Source organism: Streptomyces sp. NBC_00076, from assembly GCF_045041235.1.
GTDB lineage: Bacteria > Actinomycetota > Actinomycetes > Streptomycetales > Streptomycetaceae > Streptomyces.
Genome location: NZ_CP108242.1, coordinates 8,827,828 through 8,845,840, shown reverse-complemented (window position 1 = coordinate 8,845,840; position 18,013 = coordinate 8,827,828). Strand labels below are relative to the sequence as shown.

At 71.1% G+C, this 18,013-nt stretch carries 14 protein-coding genes; 1 reads left to right on the top strand and 13 read right to left on the bottom strand.

Features of this window, described 5'->3' with window-relative positions; translation table 11 throughout:
- Complete coding sequence (locus OHA64_RS39690; protein WP_405621759.1) at positions 1 to 1,404, top strand: OFA family MFS transporter; 1,404 nt, start codon at positions 1 to 3, stop codon at positions 1,402 to 1,404.
- Between the two features lie 69 nt (positions 1,405 to 1,473).
- Here the strand turns inward: OHA64_RS39690 and OHA64_RS39685 are convergent, their stop codons facing one another.
- The 13 genes from OHA64_RS39685 to OHA64_RS39625 form a co-directional block, all read right to left on the bottom strand.
- Positions 1,474 to 2,514 carry a sugar phosphate isomerase/epimerase family protein gene (locus tag OHA64_RS39685; RefSeq protein ID WP_405621757.1) on the bottom strand — a complete coding sequence of 347 codons (1,041 nt, stop codon included), beginning with the start codon at positions 2,512 to 2,514 and terminating at the stop codon, positions 1,474 to 1,476.
- A gap of 83 nt (positions 2,515 to 2,597) precedes the next feature.
- Positions 2,598 to 4,055 carry a nucleotide pyrophosphatase/phosphodiesterase family protein gene (locus OHA64_RS39680; protein WP_405621755.1) on the bottom strand — a complete coding sequence of 486 codons (1,458 nt, stop codon included), beginning with the start codon at positions 4,053 to 4,055 and terminating at the stop codon, positions 2,598 to 2,600.
- Positions 4,052 to 5,221, bottom strand: a complete 1,170-nt coding sequence (gene eboE, locus OHA64_RS39675) for a metabolite traffic protein EboE (RefSeq protein ID WP_405621753.1) — start codon at positions 5,219 to 5,221, stop codon at positions 4,052 to 4,054. Before eboE ends, OHA64_RS39680 begins: the two co-directional genes overlap by 4 nt.
- A 3-nt stretch (positions 5,222 to 5,224) precedes the next feature.
- Positions 5,225 to 6,073 (bottom strand): TatD family hydrolase, encoded by an 849-nt coding sequence (locus OHA64_RS39670; RefSeq protein ID WP_405621751.1) that lies wholly within the window; start codon positions 6,071 to 6,073, stop codon positions 5,225 to 5,227.
- Positions 6,073 to 6,789, bottom strand: a complete 717-nt coding sequence (locus tag OHA64_RS39665; protein ID WP_405621750.1) for an EboA domain-containing protein — start codon at positions 6,787 to 6,789, stop codon at positions 6,073 to 6,075. The genes OHA64_RS39670 and OHA64_RS39665 overlap by 1 nt, the downstream gene beginning before the upstream one ends.
- Positions 6,786 to 7,694 carry a sugar phosphate isomerase/epimerase family protein gene (locus OHA64_RS39660; RefSeq protein WP_405621748.1) on the bottom strand — a complete coding sequence of 303 codons (909 nt, stop codon included), beginning with the start codon at positions 7,692 to 7,694 and terminating at the stop codon, positions 6,786 to 6,788. The genes OHA64_RS39665 and OHA64_RS39660 overlap by 4 nt, the downstream gene beginning before the upstream one ends.
- Complete coding sequence (locus OHA64_RS39655) at positions 7,691 to 8,734, bottom strand: SCO3242 family prenyltransferase (RefSeq protein ID WP_405624307.1); 1,044 nt, start codon at positions 8,732 to 8,734, stop codon at positions 7,691 to 7,693. The genes OHA64_RS39660 and OHA64_RS39655 overlap by 4 nt, the downstream gene beginning before the upstream one ends.
- Before the next feature lie 470 nt (positions 8,735 to 9,204).
- Positions 9,205 to 10,395 carry an inositol-3-phosphate synthase gene (locus OHA64_RS39650; RefSeq protein ID WP_405621746.1) on the bottom strand — a complete coding sequence of 397 codons (1,191 nt, stop codon included), beginning with the start codon at positions 10,393 to 10,395 and terminating at the stop codon, positions 9,205 to 9,207.
- 132 nt (positions 10,396 to 10,527) lie between these two features.
- Complete coding sequence (locus OHA64_RS39645) at positions 10,528 to 11,955, bottom strand: ThuA domain-containing protein (RefSeq protein WP_405621744.1); 1,428 nt, start codon at positions 11,953 to 11,955, stop codon at positions 10,528 to 10,530.
- A gap of 15 nt (positions 11,956 to 11,970) precedes the next feature.
- On the bottom strand, positions 11,971 to 14,487 hold the full coding sequence (locus tag OHA64_RS39640; RefSeq protein WP_405621742.1) for a PQQ-dependent sugar dehydrogenase: 2,517 nt from the start codon (positions 14,485 to 14,487) through the stop codon (positions 11,971 to 11,973).
- 94 nt (positions 14,488 to 14,581) lie between these two features.
- A complete protein-coding gene (locus OHA64_RS39635; RefSeq protein WP_405621740.1) occupies positions 14,582 to 15,586 on the bottom strand; it encodes a sugar phosphate isomerase/epimerase family protein in 1,005 nt (334 codons plus the stop codon).
- A 14-nt stretch (positions 15,587 to 15,600) separates the two neighbouring features.
- Positions 15,601 to 16,857, bottom strand: coding sequence for a Gfo/Idh/MocA family protein (locus OHA64_RS39630; protein WP_405621738.1), 1,257 nt, complete (start codon positions 16,855 to 16,857; stop codon positions 15,601 to 15,603).
- Positions 16,858 to 16,940: 83 nt separating this feature from the next.
- The gene (locus OHA64_RS39625; RefSeq protein ID WP_405621735.1) at positions 16,941 to 17,996 is read right to left on the bottom strand and encodes a substrate-binding domain-containing protein; all 1,056 of its coding nucleotides are present in this window, start codon (positions 17,994 to 17,996) and stop codon (positions 16,941 to 16,943) included.
- Positions 17,997 to 18,013 lie beyond the last annotated feature (17 nt).

Genomic DNA, 18,013 nt, shown 5'->3' with positions numbered 1-18,013 from the left:
ATGACGGCTGACCCCGTCGCACCGAACAGCTCGGCACAGTACGGCGCCGCGAACCGTCCCTACCGTGAGGTGACCGACGCGCACGGCCGCGTCTACCGCATCGGCGAGACCGATCGGGACATCCTCGGTCACTCCCGCACACTCATGGTGTACCTGCCGTGGATCGCCATGATGGCCATCAGCGTCTTCGAATACGCGTACGGCTCGGCGGAGGACACCCTGTCCCACGCCCACGGCTGGACGCAGAGCAACACCTTCTGGATCCTCAGCGTCTGGGTGTTCTTCCAGGCCGGCATCGCCTTCCCCGCGGGCTGGCTGCGCGAGAAGGGCATCCTGACGGCCCGCAAGGCGATGTACGCCGGCTCTTTCATGTGTGTCGTCGGGTTCCTCGCCCTGTCGCACATGGACAACGTGTGGCTGGCGATCCTCGGGTTCGGCGTCGTGGGCGGTGTCGGCGCCGGGCTGGTCTACGCGACCTGCATCAACATGGTCGGCAAGTGGTTCCCGGAGCGGCGGGGCGCCAGGACCGGCTTCGTCAACGGCGGGTTCGCGTACGGGTCGCTGCCGTTCATCTTCATCTTCAACTACGGCTTCGACACGGCGAACTACCACCGGGTGCTGGACCTCATCGGCTGCTACATCGTGATCGTGGTCTTCGCGTGCGCCTTCTTCTTCAAGGACCCGCCGAAGAACTGGTGGCCCGCGGAGGTCGACCCCCTGACGTTCTCCGGCGACCGGAAGAACGCCACGAGCCTGGCAAAGAACCCTCCGGCAGTACGGCAGTACACGCCCAAGGAGGCCATCCGGACGGGAATGCTGCCGCTCATGTGGCTGTCCATCGTGCTGACCGCCGGTGTGTCGATCTTCGGAATCTCCTTCCAGGTCGACTTCGCCAAGGAGGTCGGGTTCGGACCGCTGGTCGCCGCGTCGTCGATGGGTGTCATGGCGGTCATCAACGGCGTCGGGCGCGGCGTGGTGGGCTGGCTGTCCGACAGATGGGGCCGCAAGCCCACCCTGGTGTTCGTCATCGTGGTCCTCGGGCTGGCGCAGTTCGGCGTGATCTGGGCCGGTGACGTCCGCAGTGAAGGGCTGTTCCTGTTCTTCGCGTTCCTCTCCGGTTTCGGCGGCGGCGCCTTCTATCCGCTGTTCGCGGCCCTGACGCCGGACTACTTCGGGGAGAACTACAACGCCACCAACTACGGGCTGGTGTACAGCGGCAAGCTGATCAGTGGTCTGTTCGGCGGCGGTCTGGGCTCCATGGTGGTCACGGCCTGGGGCTACAACGGCGCGTACGCGCTGGCCGGCGGTGTGTCGATGGTGGCGGCGGCGCTCGCGCTGCTGCTGCGGCAGCCGGGGAGGACATCCGGGGTCGCCAGTTCCGCGGAACCTCAGCCGACCGGCTGATCCGTCGCCCACGTGAGGAGGCCCTCCCCGATGCGGGGAGGGCCTCCTCACGTCGTGCTCACCCTCCCGTCAGCACTTCTCCCGCAACGAGTGCAGGTGGGCGCTCGAACGGCGTGCGAAGGTGAGGGACTCGGTCGGGTTGTCGTGCTCGGCCTGCCAGTGGTGGGCCAGGCGTTCGCCGCGCAGCCGGGTCACGGCGGAGATGAACCGCTGGTAGTCGATGTCGCCGTCACCGACGTCGGTCATCCGGTAGCCGTACTGGTTCGCCGGGTCGCTCACGCCGTCCTTGACGTGGAAGAGCGGGTAGCGGTCCGGCTGCTCGAGGACGTAGTCGAGCGGCTCGAAGGGGGCGGGGGTGCCGTCGGGCCGCTTCGAGAAGCGGAACTGGCCCGAATACGCCCAGAAGATGTCCATCTCCAGGAAGACGAGGTCGGGGTCGGTCTCCGCGAGCAGCACGTCGTAGAGGCGGACCTTGGGGTTGTCGGTGGCGAAGGAGAACTCCTCCGAGTGGTTGTGCTGGTAGAACTTCATGCCGCGCGCCCGCGCCGCCGCGCCGTAGGTGTTGAACTCCTCGGCCGCCCGCTTCCACGCGTCGACCGTGGAGCCGTAGCGGAACGGGCCGGAGGCGGTGCCTATGTGCTTGAGACCCAGCGCCTGGGCGTCGTCGAGGACCTTGGTGAGGTTCTGGGCGAAGGTGTAGGCGTTCGGGTCGTCGGCGTAGTAGCCGACGTGGCTGCCGATCGGATTGAGACCGTGGTTCCGTGCCAGCCGCTTGAGCTGGGCGAGCGTGATCGGGCCCGCCGAGCCCTGGGTGTACCCGGCGAACTCGACCTCGTCGTAGCCGTACTTCGCCAGTTCGGCGAAGACGGGCGCGAAGCCCAGCGTGGAGACCTTGTCGCGCAGGCTGTAGAGCTGGATGCCGAGTCTGCCGGGCGGCAGGACGGGACGACCACGGCCGGCGGCGGAGGTGTCGGCGGCGGTGGCTGCCGTGGCAGGTGAGGCTGCGGCACCGAGCAGTGCGGCGGCGGTGGCGCCCGCGGCCACGCCGAGCATGCCGCGTCGGGTGAGGCGGTGGGTGAGTTCGGGATCCGTCTGGGAGGTGCGGCTCATGCGTGGAACTCCTCGGTGTCGGAGGGCGTTGTCAGTGGTGAGTGCTTCACTTGTGACCAGTCGGGACAGACGGGTCGGACCGGTCAGGACAGACCGGCCAGGTGGAGCAGCAGTGCTTTCACGTCGGTGGCCGCGACTCGGCCGTCGACAGCGTGGGGGGTGGAGCAGATGAGGAGCGGACCGTCGTCGTCGCTCGCCGGGAGGCGGCCGTGGCTGCCGCGAATAGGTGAGGGATCCAGCGGCACGACCGCCATGCGGTAACGCAGCCCGAGTTTCTTGCGGGCCAGCGCCGTCGCCGCCTTGACCTTCACATAGGGGTCGAGCGGGTCCATGAAGAGTTCGACCGGGTCGTAGCCGGGTTTGCGGTGGATCTCGACCAGTCGCGCGAAGTCGGGCGCGCGGTCGTCGTCGAGCCAGTAGTAGTACGTGAACCAGGCGTCCGGTTCCGCGACGGCGACGAGTTCGCCCGCGCGCGGATGGTCGAGGTGGTGGGCCTTCTTGCCCTCGTCGTCCAGCAGTTGCTCGATGCCGGGCAGTCCGTCGAGGGCGTCCCTGGTCGCGTCCAGGTCTTCCGGCCTGCGGACGTAGACATGGGCGATCTGGTGGTCGGCGACCGCGAAGGCGCGGGATGCCATCGGGTCGAGGTATTCCATGCCGTCCTGCGTGTGCACCTCGAGCAGGCCGGCGCGGCGCAGGGCGCGGTTGATGTCGACGGGGCGGTCCGCGCGGGTGATGCCGTACTCGGACAGCGCGACGACGGTACGGCCCTCGGTTCGGGCGTCGTCCAACAGCGGGGCGAGGGCCGCGTCCAGGTCGGCGGCCGCCTTGAGGGAGCGCGGGTCGTCGGGGCCGAAGCGCTGCAGGTCGTAGTCGAGATGCGGGAGGTAGCACAGTGCCAGGTCGGGGTGGCGGGTGCGCAGGATGTGCCGGGTCGCGTCGATGATCCAGCGGCTGGAGACCAGGTCCGCGCCGGGTCCCCAGAAGTGGAAGAGGGGGAAGGTGCCGAGTGTGTCGGTGAGTTCGTCGTGCAGGGCCGCGGGCCGGGTGTAGCAGTCCGGTTCCTTGCGGCCGTCGGAGTAGTAGATCGGACGGGGAGTGACGGTGATGTCGGTGTCGGCGCCCATCGCGTACCACCAGCAGATGTTGGCGACGGTGTAGCCGGGGTGCGCGCGACGGGCGGCGTCCCAGAGTTTGTCCCCGGCGACCAGACCGTTGTGCTGCCGCCACAGGAGTACGTCGCCGAGTTCGCGGAAGTACCAGCCGTTGCCGACGATGCCGTGCTCCGACGGGTGGGTGCCGGTGAGGAAGGTGGACTGGGCCGCGCAGGTCACGGCGGGCAGGACGGTGCCGAGGGGCGCGCGGGAGCCGGACTGGCCGAGCGTCTTGAGGTGGGGCATGTGGTCGAGGAGACGCGGGGTGAGGCCGACGATGTCGAGGACGAGGAGGGGCACGGGGTGCTTGGCGCCGCCCTCGGTGTCGGCGTCGGGGTGGGCCCGGGCGGACGTGTCGCCTTCGGCACCGGGAGAGGCGGGGCTGCTCATGGGAGTTCCTTCAGGCCGAGGTCGGTCAAGAGGTCGCGGGCCAGGGCGAGTTCGGCGGCGATACCGTCGGCGAGCTGCGCCCGGCCGCGTGGCCTGAGCTCGGGCGGGAGCGTCTGCCAGGTGTAGGTCTCGACCTCCAGATGGCGGGTGAGGGGGTTCGGGCCGCCGACGAGCCGGGTCAGGGCGGTCTTCAGGACGGGGAGCGTGGAGGTGAGGGGCGCGGCGGGGGCCGCGTGCAGGGGGACGTGGAAGTGGGCGCGCCAGGGAGCCCCTTCGGGGAGGGTGTCGCCGGCGAGGGCCTCACCGAGGTCGTCGGTGCCGCGCAGGCCGGCGGCGGTGGCGGTGCGGGTCTGGTGCAGGAAGCGGGGTTCGTCGAACGCGGCGAGGGCCGCACGGACCTCGGGCAGGTGCGGGTGCTCGGCGTGCAGGGCGGCCGAGAGCTGGGACTTGACGACGGGGATGCCTGCTTCGACGAGTGCGTCGATGGCGGTGTCCGGGTCTTCGAAGGAGGTGGCGAGATGGCAGGTGTCGACGCAGATGCCGATCCGGTCGTGCGCGATCGCGGTCAGCGGGGTGATGGCGTCGTGGGTGGTCTCGACGACGCAGCCGGGTTCAGGCTCCAGACCGAGGCGGATGGAGCGTCCGGTCAGCTCCTCCAGGGCGTCGAGGCGTTCGGCGAGGGTGAGCAGGGCGGTGCGGGCCGCCTGTGCGGTGCGCTGGTCGTGGGCGGTGCGCCAGGCGAGCGGGAGGGTGGAGATGCTGCCCTCGGTGACGTCGTCGGGGAGAAGTTTGGCGAGGACGCGGGCCAGGGCGGTGGTGTGGTCGAGGCGTTCCGGGTCGGCCCAGTCGGGTTTGTAGACGCGGTACTTGACCTCCTCGGCGCCGAATCCCTGGTACGGGAAGCCGTTGAGGGTGACGACTTCGAGGCCGCGTCGGTCGAGTTCGGTGCGCAGTCGCCGCAGCGCGGACGGGTCGCTGACGAGGGCGTGCGCCGCGTCCCGGGCGAGCCACAGACCGATGCCGAGCCGGTCGCGGCCGAGGCGGCGGCGCACGGGTTCGCAGTGGTCGCGCAGTTGCGCGAGGACGCCGTCGAGGGTCTCGGCGGGGTGGACGTTGGTGCAGTAGGCGAGGTGGACGATGCTGCCGTCGGGGTGCCGGAAGCGCATCGCTCACTCCCCTCCGCGCAGGACGGAGTTGCCCTCGTGGGTGCCGGACGTGTCCGGCACGTCGAGGATCAGGCGGCCACTGAGGCCGTAGAAGGCGACGGGGTTGCGCCACAGCACCTGGTCGACGTCGTCCTCGCCGAAGCCGCTCGCCAGCATGGCGTCGGCGACGCCGCGGGTCTTGAGGGGATCGCTTCTCCCCCAGTCGGCGGCGGAGTTCACGAGCACCTTCTCGGGGCCGTACTCCTTGAGGATCACCACCATCCGCTCCTCGTCCATCTTGGTGTCGGGATAGACGGAGAAACCCAGCCAGCAGCCGCTGTCCCTGGCCTCTTTGACGGTGGTCTCGTTGAGGTGGTCGACCAGCACCCGTTCGGGCGGCAGGGCGGATTCCCGGATCACGTCGAGGGTGCGGCGCAGGCCCGCGAGTTTGTCGCGGTGCGGGGTGTGGACCAGGGCCGGCAGTTGGTGGTCGGCGGCGAGCTGGAGCTGCGCGGCGAGGGCGGTGTCCTCGGCCGGGGTCATCGAGTCGTAGCCGATCTCGCCGACGGCCACCACCTGGTCCTTGACGAGATACCGGGGCAGTTCGTCGAGGACGGGGACGCAGCGCGGGTCGTTCGCCTCCTTGGGGTTGAGGGCGATCGTGCAGTGGTGGGCGATGCCGTACTGGGCGGCCCGGAAGGGCTCCCAGCCCAGCAGCGAGTCGAAGTAGTCGAAGAAGGAGGAGGGCGAGGTGCGGGGCTGGCCGAGCCAGAAGGACGGCTCGACGACGGCGCGGACGCCCGCGGCTCGCATGGCCTCGTAGTCGTCGGTGGTGCGGGACGTCATGTGGATGTGGGGGTCGAAGAGGCGCATCAGGACTCCTTGCCGTCGAGGCCGCGGGTGCCGGGGTCGGCGGGCGGCGTGGGCGTGGGGCCGGTCAGGGCCAGGACGCGGCGCAGGTCTTCGGGGACGGGGCGGCCGGCGGCGGTGCGTTCCGCGGCGTAGTCGTGGAGCATGCGGGCGAGTTCCGTGTCGGCGCGGGCGCGGTGGTCCAGGCCGGCCACCTCCACCAGGGGCACGCCCGTGAACAGGCATTTCAGGACGGCGTGCCGCCAGGCGTGGGCAGGCAGGCGCCGGGCGGCGTAGGGGCCGACGGCGGCGGCCAGGAGCCGGGTGTCGTTGGTGCGCAGGGCGTCCTCGACAAGCGGGAGCGCCTCGGGTCCGGGCACCAGGTGGGGCAGTGCGTACAGGACGGCACGGCGTTCGGCGGCGGTGCCCTGGGCGTAGACGCGGGAGAGGGCGTCCGGGTCGGCGCGGGCCGCGTCGAGGATCAGGACACGGACGGCGTCGGCGTACTCCGGGCCACAGCGGCGTCCGGCTTCGGCGAGCCGGAGCTCCCACACGGAGATGGGCCCGTTGGTGCGGGGGCGGGCGGCGGCCTCACCGAGTGCCTGCTCCAACCAGGCATGAGCGGCCTCGTCGAGGCCGGCGACGACCTGGTCGTGCAGGTCGGACGGCAGGGTGCGGGCGAGGGTGGTGCCCTGGATGCCGACCGCCTCGGACGCCGGGTGGGCGTGCGCTCGGGTCATGGGGTGCTCCCTTGTGAGGGCGCGGCTGCGTGACGGAGATACGGAAGGGAGAGTTCGGCGAAGTGAGGGCCCGCGTGGGAGTGGCGGGGCAGTTCGACGACGGTCAGGCCCTGGTAGCCGGTGGCGGCGAGGGCGGAGAGCACCGGCGGGAAGTCGATCTCCCCGTCCCCGAAGGGGAGGTGTTCATGGACGCCGCGGCGCATGTCCTCGATCTGGACGTGACGCAGCCACGGAGCGGCGGCGCGTACGCAGTCGGCGGGCGGCAGCGGTTCGAGGCACTGGCAGTGGCCGATGTCGAGGGTCAGGCCGAGAGGCTCGGGGTCGCCGAGGGTACGGCGGAGCCGGTGGAAGTCCGCGAGGGTGGCGAGGAGGTGACCTGGTTCGGGTTCCACGGCGAGGGGGACGCCGACCTTGGTGGCCGCGTCCAGGACCGGGGCGAGCGCCTCGGCCAGGCGCTTCCATGCCGTGTCCTCGTCCGTGCCGGTCGGGGTGGTCCCGCTGAAGCAGTGGACGGCGTGGGCGCCCAGGTCGGCGGCGACACGGACCGCGCGGATCAGCAGGTCGACGCGCCGGGCGCGGTCGTCGGGGTCGGGGTCCAGCAGGGAGGGCCCGTGTTTGCGGCGCGGGTCGAGGACATAGCGGGCGCCCGTCTCGACGGTAGCCGTCAGGCCGAGCTGGTCCAGCCGGTGCGCGAGGCGACGGGTGCGGGCCGGGAGGTCCGGGGCGAGCGGGTCGAGGTGCATGTGGTCGAGGGTCAGACCGACGCCGTCGTAGCCGAGGTCGGCGAGCAGGGGCAGGGCGTCGTCGAGTCGGAGGTCTGCGAGGCCGTTGGTGCCGTAGCCGAAGCGGAGGGCGGTGGTGTCGGGACCCGCGCCGTTCGTCGGGTGGAGGGGCTCGGAGTTCATGTGACGCTCACCTTCCTCGCGAATCGCGCCGCGAGTGGGGCGAGGGCCGCGGTGAGCAGCGCGGTGACGGTCGCGCCGGAGCGGGCGGCGAGGGCGGACTGGAGGGGGATCATGGCGCGGATGCCGCCGACGACGGCTCGTTGGGTGAGCGGGGGTGACGGATTGAGGGTGGCGTGGAAGTAGGGGCGGGCAGCGGTGGTGGCGTACGAGGTGGCGAGAGTGGTCGCCAGAGCGGTGCGCAGGGTGCCGACGGCAGCGGGCTCGAGGGTGCCGGACCTGGTGCCCTCCCTGCCGTCGGGCCTGTCGCTCGGCCCGGTGGTCGGGGGTACCAGGAGTCGCGTGAGTAACGCGGTCGTGGCCAGGGCGCCGAGGGGAGCCAGAGGTGAGCCGCCCTGGGTTTCCCTGCGCGAGACGGTGGTGACGGCGAGGGTGTGCGTGCTCAGCAGGGCGGCGGACGGCAGGGCGCGGCGCACGCGGCTCGCGGCAGCCGACGGTACGGCGGAGGGCGCGGTGTTCCTTCCGGCTCCGGCCGTGCCCCTGGTGCCGACGGTCGCAGCGGGCTTCCTGCCGGTGCCGGTACGACGAGTCGTGCCCCTTGCCTTGCCCTTCCCCCTCGTTCCCGTGGTCGCCGCGGCGCCGAGCAGCAGGTCGAGGCCACGCGCTGTCGCCATGGCGAAGGGGCCTGCCGGCGTGTGCTTCAGAGCGAGGTCGTACGCCCAGACGGTCGCGGCCAGCGGAGCCGCCACGGCGAGGGCGGGCCGGCCGGCGCAGGCTGCCAGGGACAGGCCCGCGCCGGTGAGGGCGCAGGCTGCCGTGAGGGCCGCGGTCGGACGGATCCGGCCGGAGGGGAGGGGACGGTGCGGACGCTCGGCGGCGTCCTCGGCCCGGTCGGCCCAGTCGTTGAGGGCCATGCCCGCCTCGTACAGGCACAGGGAGGAGCAGATGGCGAGCAGGGTACGGGAATCGGCTCGTGCGCCTGCCGCGGCAGCACCCGCCAGGGCGTCCCCGGGGACGGTGAACAAGGCCGGGAGGCGCAGCAGTGCAGCCCAGGCGTCGGCCCGGCCGGCCCTCTGTGAGGGCCCGGCGCCGCCCCGCCCGGCGGGGGCGCCCGGGGAGACCGAGGCGTGCGATCGGGTGCCGCGGGTCGGTGTGACCGGACCACCGGATCCAGTGACACCGGCCGACGTGACCGGAGCGTCCGACCCGGCGACACCGGCCGACGCGACCGGCGCGTCCGACCCGGCATCACCGGCCGGGGGTACGACCGGGACACCCGCCCCCGCTACACCTGCCGGTGCGACCGGCACCTCCACCCCATCCGCACCAGCCGGGAGTGCGTCCGGGACACCGGTCCCAGCGCCACCGTCCGAGGGTGCGCCCGGCGCGTCCGACCCGTCGTCGTTCAGGCTCTCGGCAGGTGGCGGGTCGGGCGGGCCGTTGGGGCCGGCGGAGTCGATCGGCCGGACGGCGCCGTTCATGTGTCCGGGCTCCGGTTCGGTCCGGCCGCCCATCAGGCTTCCCCCCGCTCGTCCGCCGCCGGGCCCGGGATCTCTCCGGCCCGCTCCCGAGGACGCGGACCGGAGCCTCCGCCCCGCAACCGCTCCGCGAATCCCAGAAGTGCCGCGTACTGTTCGCCCAGCGCCGCCGGACCCTTGCCCACCGGGTCCTTGAAGTAGAAGCCCAGTTCGCTCAGTGGTCCGGTCAGGCCCTGTTCGTGGGCGCGGGCGGTCAGCCGGGCCAGGTCGAGGACCAGGGGGGCGGCCAGGGCCGAGTCGCAGCCCTGCCAGATGGTCTGGAGGATCATGCGTGCGCCGAGGAACCCGTCGAAGGCGATGTGGTCCCAGGCGGTCTTCCAGTCGCCGAGCACGGGGACGTCGTCGATGTGGACGTCGCCCTCGGGGACGGTGCCGAGGGTGTCGGCCAGCACCCTCTCCTTGCCCGCGTTCTTCGCCGCGGCGGCGGCCGGGTCGGCGAGGGCGGCTCCGTCGCCGCCGCCCAGCAAATTGGTGCCGGACCAGGCGCGGACGGCGAGGGCCCGCTGCGCGAACATGGGGCCCAGTACCGAGCGCAGCAGCGTCTGGCCGGTCTTGCCGTCGCGCCCCGCGTAGGGCAGCCCGCTGGTCGCCGCCCGGGCCGCGAGCGTGGGGTGGTGCAGTCCGGTGGAGGGGGTGAAGTTGACGTAGGGGCAGCCCGCGCGCAAAGCGGCCGCGGCGTACAGCGAACTCGGGGGCAGGGACTGGCCGGTGGCCACAGGCTCGGTGGAGGCGACGTTCACCACCACCGTCCGCGCCAGTCCGTGTCGTCGTACGAAGTCTTGTAGGTCCGCGGCGAAGGCGGCGATGAGTTCCTCCTCGCTCCGCGTGTCGCCGGGGAGCGGGCCGCCCGGTGCGATCTCCCGGTCGGCGGCGGCGAGTTCGGCCTGAACCGCCTCCACGAGGCCGGGCGGCAGAACACCGCCCGCTGCGAGCGTTTCCGCGCGTTTGGGCAGCGGGCAATCCACCGTGTCATGGCCGCCGAAGACCAGCGAGTCCAGCGGCGGCAGGCCGCTGTCGGCGAACGCGGGAGTCTCGGTGGCCAGGCCCGTCGGCGGGTGCAGGCCCGCCGTCACTGCGGCGCAGCCCGCCACGACGGTGGTGGCGACGGAGCCGCGGGCGCCGATCAGCCAGACACCGACGCGTGGTGCGGAAACGGACGCGGACATGGGCAGCCTCCTTCTCGAACACGACGTACGACACACGACGCATGACCCACGACGCACGACCCACGACGTGGGCACTCCGAGGTGGGGAAGATGACGGCGGGCGGAGGTCCGGCGTCCCCCGCCCGCCGTCGCTCACTCGCCCTGCGAAGCCGTGCGTGCCGGGGACTTCGCGGGCAGTTCCTTGATCCGGATGTCGCGGAACGCGACCTGGTCGTCGGCTCCGTGGTTCTGGATGCCGATGTGTCCGTCAGCCAGGCTGCGGGCCGGATCGGTGCTGGTGAAATCGTTGATCTTCACGCCGTTGAGCCAGACGCGGAGGCGTTCGCCCTCCACCCGGATCTCGTACGTGTTCCACTCCCCCGGCGGGTTGAGCGCCCGGTCGCGCCTGCCCAGGTCCGCGGACTGGAAGCCGTAGACGGACCCGGTGGTCTTCTCCGGGACGTCGGTGGCGTCGATCTGGATCTCGTAGCCGTTGTTCACGGCGGACCACGGGTCGTCGGAGGGCGGGAAGCCCACGAAGACCCCGGAGTTGTCGTCGCCCGCCGCGCCGGCCGTCTTCCAGTCGAGCTTCAGGGAGTACGCCCCGAAGCCGCGGTCGGCGTACCAGAGCATGCCCATCCCGCCGGACGACGTGAGCGTGCCGTCGGCGTCAAGGGTGAAGGAGCCCGGGCCTGCCTGCTTCCAGGCGGAGAGGGAGCCCTGGCTGCCGTCGAAGAGCGGACGGTATCCGGTCTCCGGCCGGCAGTCCGCCTGGGCCTCGCCGACCGCGTACCGGATTCCGCCCAACAGGTGCCGACGGAACGCCGGTTCGGCGTAGGACTCCTTCGTGTGACCGAGGCCGGTGTAGAAGGCGCGGCCGCCCTGGTAGGTCTGGCACCAGGCGATCGGATGATCCCCGTTCATCGTGCCGCCGGTGTACGACGACTCGTCGAGGGAGGCGAGGACGTGGGCCCGTTCCCGGGGGTTGGAGCGGTAGTTGTACCACTCGTCGGTGCGTTCCCAGGCCCGCGGGAGCCCCGAGGTCGCCGGGTGCGCGCCGTCCTCGACGGTCACCGTCGCGGACTGGATCGCCGGGTGCGACTGGAAGTAGGCGCCGGCGAGGCCGCCGTAGAACTCCCAGTCGTACTCGGTGTCGGCGGCCGCGTGGACGCCGACGTAGCCGCCGCCCTGGTGGATGTACCCCTCGAAGGCACGCTGCTGGGCGGGACCGAGGACGTCTCCCGTGGTGGAGAGGAAGACGACCGCGTCGTACCGCCGCAGGTTGCGCGCCGTGAACGCGCCCGCGTCCTCGGTGGCGTCGACCTTGAAGCCGCCCGTCTCGCCCAGTTGCCTGACCGCCGCGACGCCTTCGGGGATCGAGTCGTGCCGGAAGCCGGCCGTCTTGGAGAAGACCAGCACCCTCGCGCTGTCCGCGACCTCCGAGGAGGCGGCCCCCGAGGACGCGACCTCCGAGGAGGCAGGCTGTGCGCCGGCGGGTTGTGATGACGCGGTTTGCGAGACGCAGCCCAGGAGCAGGGCCGCGCCCACAACCGCCGTACTGAAGCGCCCGGTTGAGCGCATGAGGATCACCTCCTCTCAGCTCGTGGTGAAGACGAAGTCGTCCACGTCGTAGAGGGCTCCGGTGCCCCTTCCCTTGAAGACCAGGAACAGCGTGGTCGTGCTCCTGGGGGCGCGGGAAAGATTGGCGGTGACGTCCTGGAAGGTGTCCCAGCCGCCGGTCGCCGGGACGGTCGCCTTGCCGAGCAGGGTGCCGCGCGCGGAACCGGCGCGGATCTCCAGGGTGCCGCCCGCGCCGCCCGAGGAGACGCGTGCGGTGATCTTCTTGGCATTGCTCAGCACGTACGGCGTGAAGGAGATCCAGTCGCCGTTGTTGATGTCGCCGACGGTGTTGCCGCCGTGCGCGGTGTCCTTGGCGATGACCGAGACGCCGGAGGAGTCGCCGAAGTGCTCGGCCTGACGGTGCCGGGGCTGGGCGACGCTCTGGTCGTGCGTGGTGAGCGAGGCCTGGCCACCGCCCCCGCCGTCGGTGTACTCGGCGTCGACGACACCGAAGATGTTGGCGTCGTCGTCGTGGCCGCCGTCGGCGCTGGTCTGGAGAGTGCCGGTGCAGCCCTCGGCCGAGGTGATCGGGTGTCCGTGGCTGTCGTGGCCGAGGACGAAGTTGACCTTGACCTTGGAGCAGTCGATGGTGCCGTCCTCCGGGTCGGTGACCTTCACCTTGAAGGGGATCGCGTCACCGAAGCTGAACAGCGCGCCGTCCTTGGGGAGTTCGAGAGTGACCTTGGGCGCGGTGTTGCCCACCACGATCTGCACGCTCGCGCTGCCGGTGCGGCCGGACGGGTCCTTGGCGGTCAGGGTCGCCGTGTAGGTGCCGTTCTTCCGGTACGTGTGCGTCGGGTTCGCCGCCGTCGACTTGCCGCCGTCGCCGAAGTCCCAGCTGTAGGTGAGGGCATCGCCGTCCTGGTCGGATGTGCCCGCGGAGGAGAGGCTCACCCTCAGCGGTGCCTGGCCCGAGGTGCGGCTCGCCGCGGCCTGCGCGACCGGGGAGTAGCCGTCGGTGGCGTTCTCGATGCGGTACAGGGCCGAGTTCTCGTCGCCGCCGAACCAGGCGAGGCCGTAGTCGAGCACGTACAGCGCACCGTCCGGCCCGAAGGCCATGTCCATGATCTGGGTGCCCGTCCACGGAACGTCGTTGATCGACTGCACGGTGCCGTTGTCGTCGCTGCTGATCCGCTTGATCCAGCGGCGGCCGAACTCCCCGGCGAAGAAGTCGCCGTCGTAGGCCTCGGGGAACTTCACGGGCGAGTCGAGCGCGGGGTCGTAGTGGTAGACCGGGCCGCCCATCGGGGACTCGGAGCCGGTGCCGAACTCGGGCAGGGATCCGTCGTCGTACGGGATCCAGGCAGGCTGGGCCGGCGGGAGGTCGGTCAGGCCGGTGTTGTGCGGGGAGGTGTTCTTCGGGGCGGCACAGTCGAAGGCGGCGCCGGAGGCTTTGGTGGCGAAGTCGTAGTCGACGTAGGCGTCGTTGTCGCCGGTGCAGTACGGCCAGCCGAAGTTGCCCGGGTCGGTGACACGGGCAAACTCGACCTGGCCGGCCGGTCCGCGGGCCGGGTCGGCCGCGCCAGCGTCGGGGCCGTAGTCACCGACGTAGAGGATGCCGGTCTTCTTGTCGACGCTGAAGCGGAACGGGTTGCGGAAGCCCATCGCGTAGATCTCGGGCCGCGTCTTGTCCGTGCCGGGCGCGAAGAGGTTGCCGTCGGGGATCGCGTACGAGCCGTCGGCGTTCACCTTGATGCGCAGGATCTTGCCGCGCAGGTCGTTGGTGTTGCCGGCCGAACGCTGGGCGTCGAAGGCGGGGTTGCGGCCGTCCCGCTCGTCGATGGGCGTGAAGCCGTCCGACTGGAAGGGGTTGGTGTCGTCGCCCGTCGACAGGTACAGGTTGCCCGCCGCGTCGAAGTCGATGTCGCCGCCGACATGGCAGCACAGGCCGCGGGAGGCCGGGATGTCGAGGACCTTCTTCTCGCTGGCGTTGTCGAGGGTGCCGTCGGCCTTGAGCACGAACCGGGAGAGCCGGTTGACGCCGTCGAAGGGGGCGAAGTCGGCCGCGGTGCCGGTCTCGGGCGCGTCACCGGCCGGGGTGTCCAGCGGGGGCGCGTAGTAGAGGTAGATGAAACGGTTCTCTGTGAAGTTCGGGTCGACGCCGACGCCTTGGAGGCCCTCCTCGTCGTGGGAGTGGACGTCGAGTTTGCCGACCAGACGGGTGGTGCCGGCCGCGTCGGTGAGGCGGAGCTCGCCGTCGCGCGAGGTGTGCAGGACGGAGCGGTCCGGGAGGACGGCGAGCGACATGGCCTCGCCGACCTCCGGTTCGCCCTTGGCGAGGGTGACCTGCTGGAAGTTCTCGGCCGCCGCGGCCGGATCGGCGGGCGCCTCGGCCGGGCCGGTGACGGCTGCGCCGGCCTGCGGTGCCGTGAGGGTGAGGGACGCGCCCGCCAGCAGGGCCCCGCTGAGCAGGGCGGCCGTCTTACGGAAGGACAGTCGTCGTCTGTGGGTCTTGTTCCTGTCGGTGCTGGTGCTGCCTTCGTTCGTGTGCACGGGTGCCTCCAGAAGGGGCCGGTTTTCCATGCGGGTGCCTTGCGCCGGGGTGCGCCGTCACCCCGGAACTCACATAAGGAAACGAGGTGTTGGTCTAGTCGTTGCCGCCGAACGCCGCGTCGAAGGAAGCCGACGGCGGCTCGAAGTCGAATGCCTTGAGGTGCTTCAGTGCCTCGGGGGCGCCCTGGAGCCGGTCCATGCCGGCGTCCTCCCACTCCACGGAGACCGGGCCCTGGTAGTCGATGGAGCGCAGCATCCGGAAGACGTCCTCCCAGGGGACGTCTCCGTGGCCCGCGGAGACGAAGTCCCAGCCGCGGCGTGGGTCGCCCCACGGCAGATGGGAGCCGAGGCGGCCGTTGCGGCCGTCGAGCCGCTTGCGCGCCTCCTTGCAGTCGACGTGGTAGATCCGGTCGCGGAAGTCCCACAGGAAGCCGACCGGGTCGAGGTCCTGCCACACGAAGTGGGAGGGGTCGAAGTTGAGGCCGAAGGCGGGCCGGTGACCAACAGCCTCCAGGGCACGGTGCGTTGTCCAGTAGTCGTACGCGATCTCGCTCGGGTGGACCTCGTGCGCGAAGCGAACGCCCTGGGCGTCGAAGACGTCGAGGATGGGGTTCCAGCGCTCGGCGAAGTCCTCGTAGCCGCGGTCGATCATCGACTCGGGGGCGGGCGGGAACATGGCGACCAGGTGCCAGATCGCGGAGCCGGTGAAGCCGATCACGGTGTCGACGCCGAAGGCGGCCGCGGCCCGGGCGGTGTCGGCGATCTCGGCGGCGGCCCGCTGCCTGACGCCCTCCGCCTCGCCGTCGCCCCAGATCCGGGCGGGCAGGATCGCCTGATGACGTTCGTCGATGATGGCGTCGCACACCGCCTGGCCGACCAGGTGGTTGGAGATCGCCCAGCACTTGAGTCCGTACTTGTCGAGCAGTTGATGGCGCGAGTCGAGGTACGAGGGGTCCGCGAGCGCCTTGTCGACCTCGAAGTGGTCGCCCCAGCAGGCGAGTTCGAGCCCGTCGTAGCCGAAGTCGCGGGCCAGGCGGCAGACCTCTTCGAGCGGGAGGTCCGCCCACTGACCGGTGAACAGGGTGAATCTGCGTGGCATGTGCGTACGCCTCCTCAGCTCGCGACGGGTGTGTAGACGGAGTTCTTCTCCGCGCTCTCCTCCACGGCCGCCAGCACGCGCTGCACCTGCAGCCCGTCGGCGAAGGAGGGTTCGGGGCGGCGGCCCTCGTCGATCGCGTGCACCAGGTCGCGGGCCTGGTGGACGAAGGTGTGCTCGTAGCCGAGGCCGTGGCCCGGTGGCCACCAGGCCTCCAGGTAGGGGTGCTCGGGTTCGGTGACCAGGATGCGGCGGAAGCCGGCGTGCGCTCCGGGTTCCGTGCCGTCGTGGTAGGAGAGTTCGTTGAGGCGTTCCAGGTCGAAGGCCAACGAGCCGCGTTCGCCGTTGAGTTCGATCCGCAGGGCGTTCTTGCGGCCGGTGGCGTAGCGGGTAGCCTCGAAGGAGGCGAGGGCGCCGGAGGTGAAGCGGCCGGTGAACACGGCGGCGTCGTCCACGGTGACCTGCCCGGTGCCGGTGGCCGAGACGGCGGCCAGGCCGCTGGTCGGTCCGCCGGGCAGCGGGCGTTCCCGGACGAAGGTCTCGGTGAGCGCGGAGACTCCGGCGAGGTGTTCACCCGTCAGGTACTGGGCGAGGTCGACGATGTGCGCCCCGAGGTCACCGAGCGAACCTGAGCCCGCGAGTTCCTTGCGCAGCCGCCAGGTGAGGGGGAACTGCGGGTCCACCAACCAGTCCTGAAGGTACGTCACACGTACATGTCGCAGCGCACCGAGACGGCCTTCGGCGACCATGGAGCGGGCCAGCGCGGTGGCGGGCACGCGCCGGTAGTTGAAGCCGACCATCGCCAACTGACCTCGCCGGTACGCCGCTTCGGCCGCGGCGGTCATCGTCTCGGCCTCCTCGACGGTGTTCGCGAGGGGCTTCTCGCACAGCACGTGCTTGCCGGCGGCCAGCGCGGCGAGGGCGATCTCCGCGTGGCTGTCGCCGGGGGTGCAGATGTCGACGAGATCGACGTCGTCCCGTTCCAGCAGGGCCCGCCAGTCGGTCTCGGCCGCCGCCCAGCCGTGCTGGTCGGCCGCCGCCCGGACCGCGGTCTCGTTCCGCCCGCAGATCACGGACAGGACCGGGCGCCGGGGAAGGTCGAAGACCCGGCCCGCGGTGCGCCAGCCCTGGGAGTGGGCGGCGCCCATGAAGGAGTAGCCGATCATGCCGACACGGAGTGACGGCTTCTCGGCCGCAGGCCTCTGGGGACGCTGTGCCTGGGCCGTCTCCGGGCGCGTCGCCCCCGCCCCTTCTGACTGCTGCGGCTCTGCCATACGCGATGTCCTCCTCGTCGTCGTGGCGCGGTGGGGGGTGCAGCCCGGTCCGTCGATGAACCGGGCTCCTTCGGCGGGACGCCTCACTTGAAGCCGGTGGACATGTACTGGTCGACGTTGCTCTTGTCGACGACCGCCGAGTAGAGCGTGATCGACGAGGGGATCTCGAACTCGGCGAGGCCGCTCGCACCCTTGGACTGGCCGAGGGCCCGGGCGAGGTCGATCGCGGAGGCGGACATGGTCGGCGGGTAGAGGACGGTCGCCTTCAGGACGCCGTTGTCCTGCTTGATGGCCTGGAAGGCGGACAGCGCGCCCGCCCCGCCGACCATCAGGAAGTCGTCGCGTCCGGCCTGCTCGATGGCGCGCAGCGCGCCCACGCCCTGGTCGTCGTCGTGGTTCCACAGCGCGTCGAACTTCGACTGAGCCTGCAGGAGTTGGGCCATCTTGGCCTGTCCGGACTCGACGGTGAAGTCGGCGGCCTGGCGGGCCACCTTCTTGATGTTGGGGTAGTTCTTCAACGCGTCGTCGAAGCCCTGGGTGCGCTGCTTGGTCAGCTCCAGGTTGTCCAGGCCGGCCAGTTCGATGACCCGGGCGTTCGACTTCCCCTTGAGCTTCTCGCCGATGTAGTTGCCGGCGCTGAGGCCCATGCCGTAGTTGTCGCCGCCGATCCAGCAGCGGTACGCCTGCGGGGTGTTGAAGACCCGGTCGAGGTTGACGACGGGGATGCCCGCGCGCATCGCCTTGAGGCCGACCTGGGTGAGTGCCTTGCCGTCGGCGGGCAGGATGACCAGGATGTCGACCTTCTTGTTGATGAGGGTCTCGATCTGCCCGATCTGCTGGGCGGTGTCGTTCGAGCCCTCGGTGATCTCCAGGGTGACGTCGGAGTACTTCTCGGCCCGCTTCTTGGCGTTGTCGTTGATGGCGTTGAGCCAGCCGTGGTCGGCCTGCGGGCCGGCGAAGCCGATCGTGACCGCCTTCCCGGGCTTGTCGTCGGCGGCCGGCCGGTCGTTCGCGGCGGGCTCGTCGTCCTTCGACTCGTTGCTGGTGCAACCGGTGAGGAGGGCACCGGCCGAGACGGCGGCGGTCCCGAAGAGCAGTCCTCTGCGACTGGTGAAGCGGTTCGTGAGCGGCTCTGGCATGGCGATGAACCCTTTCC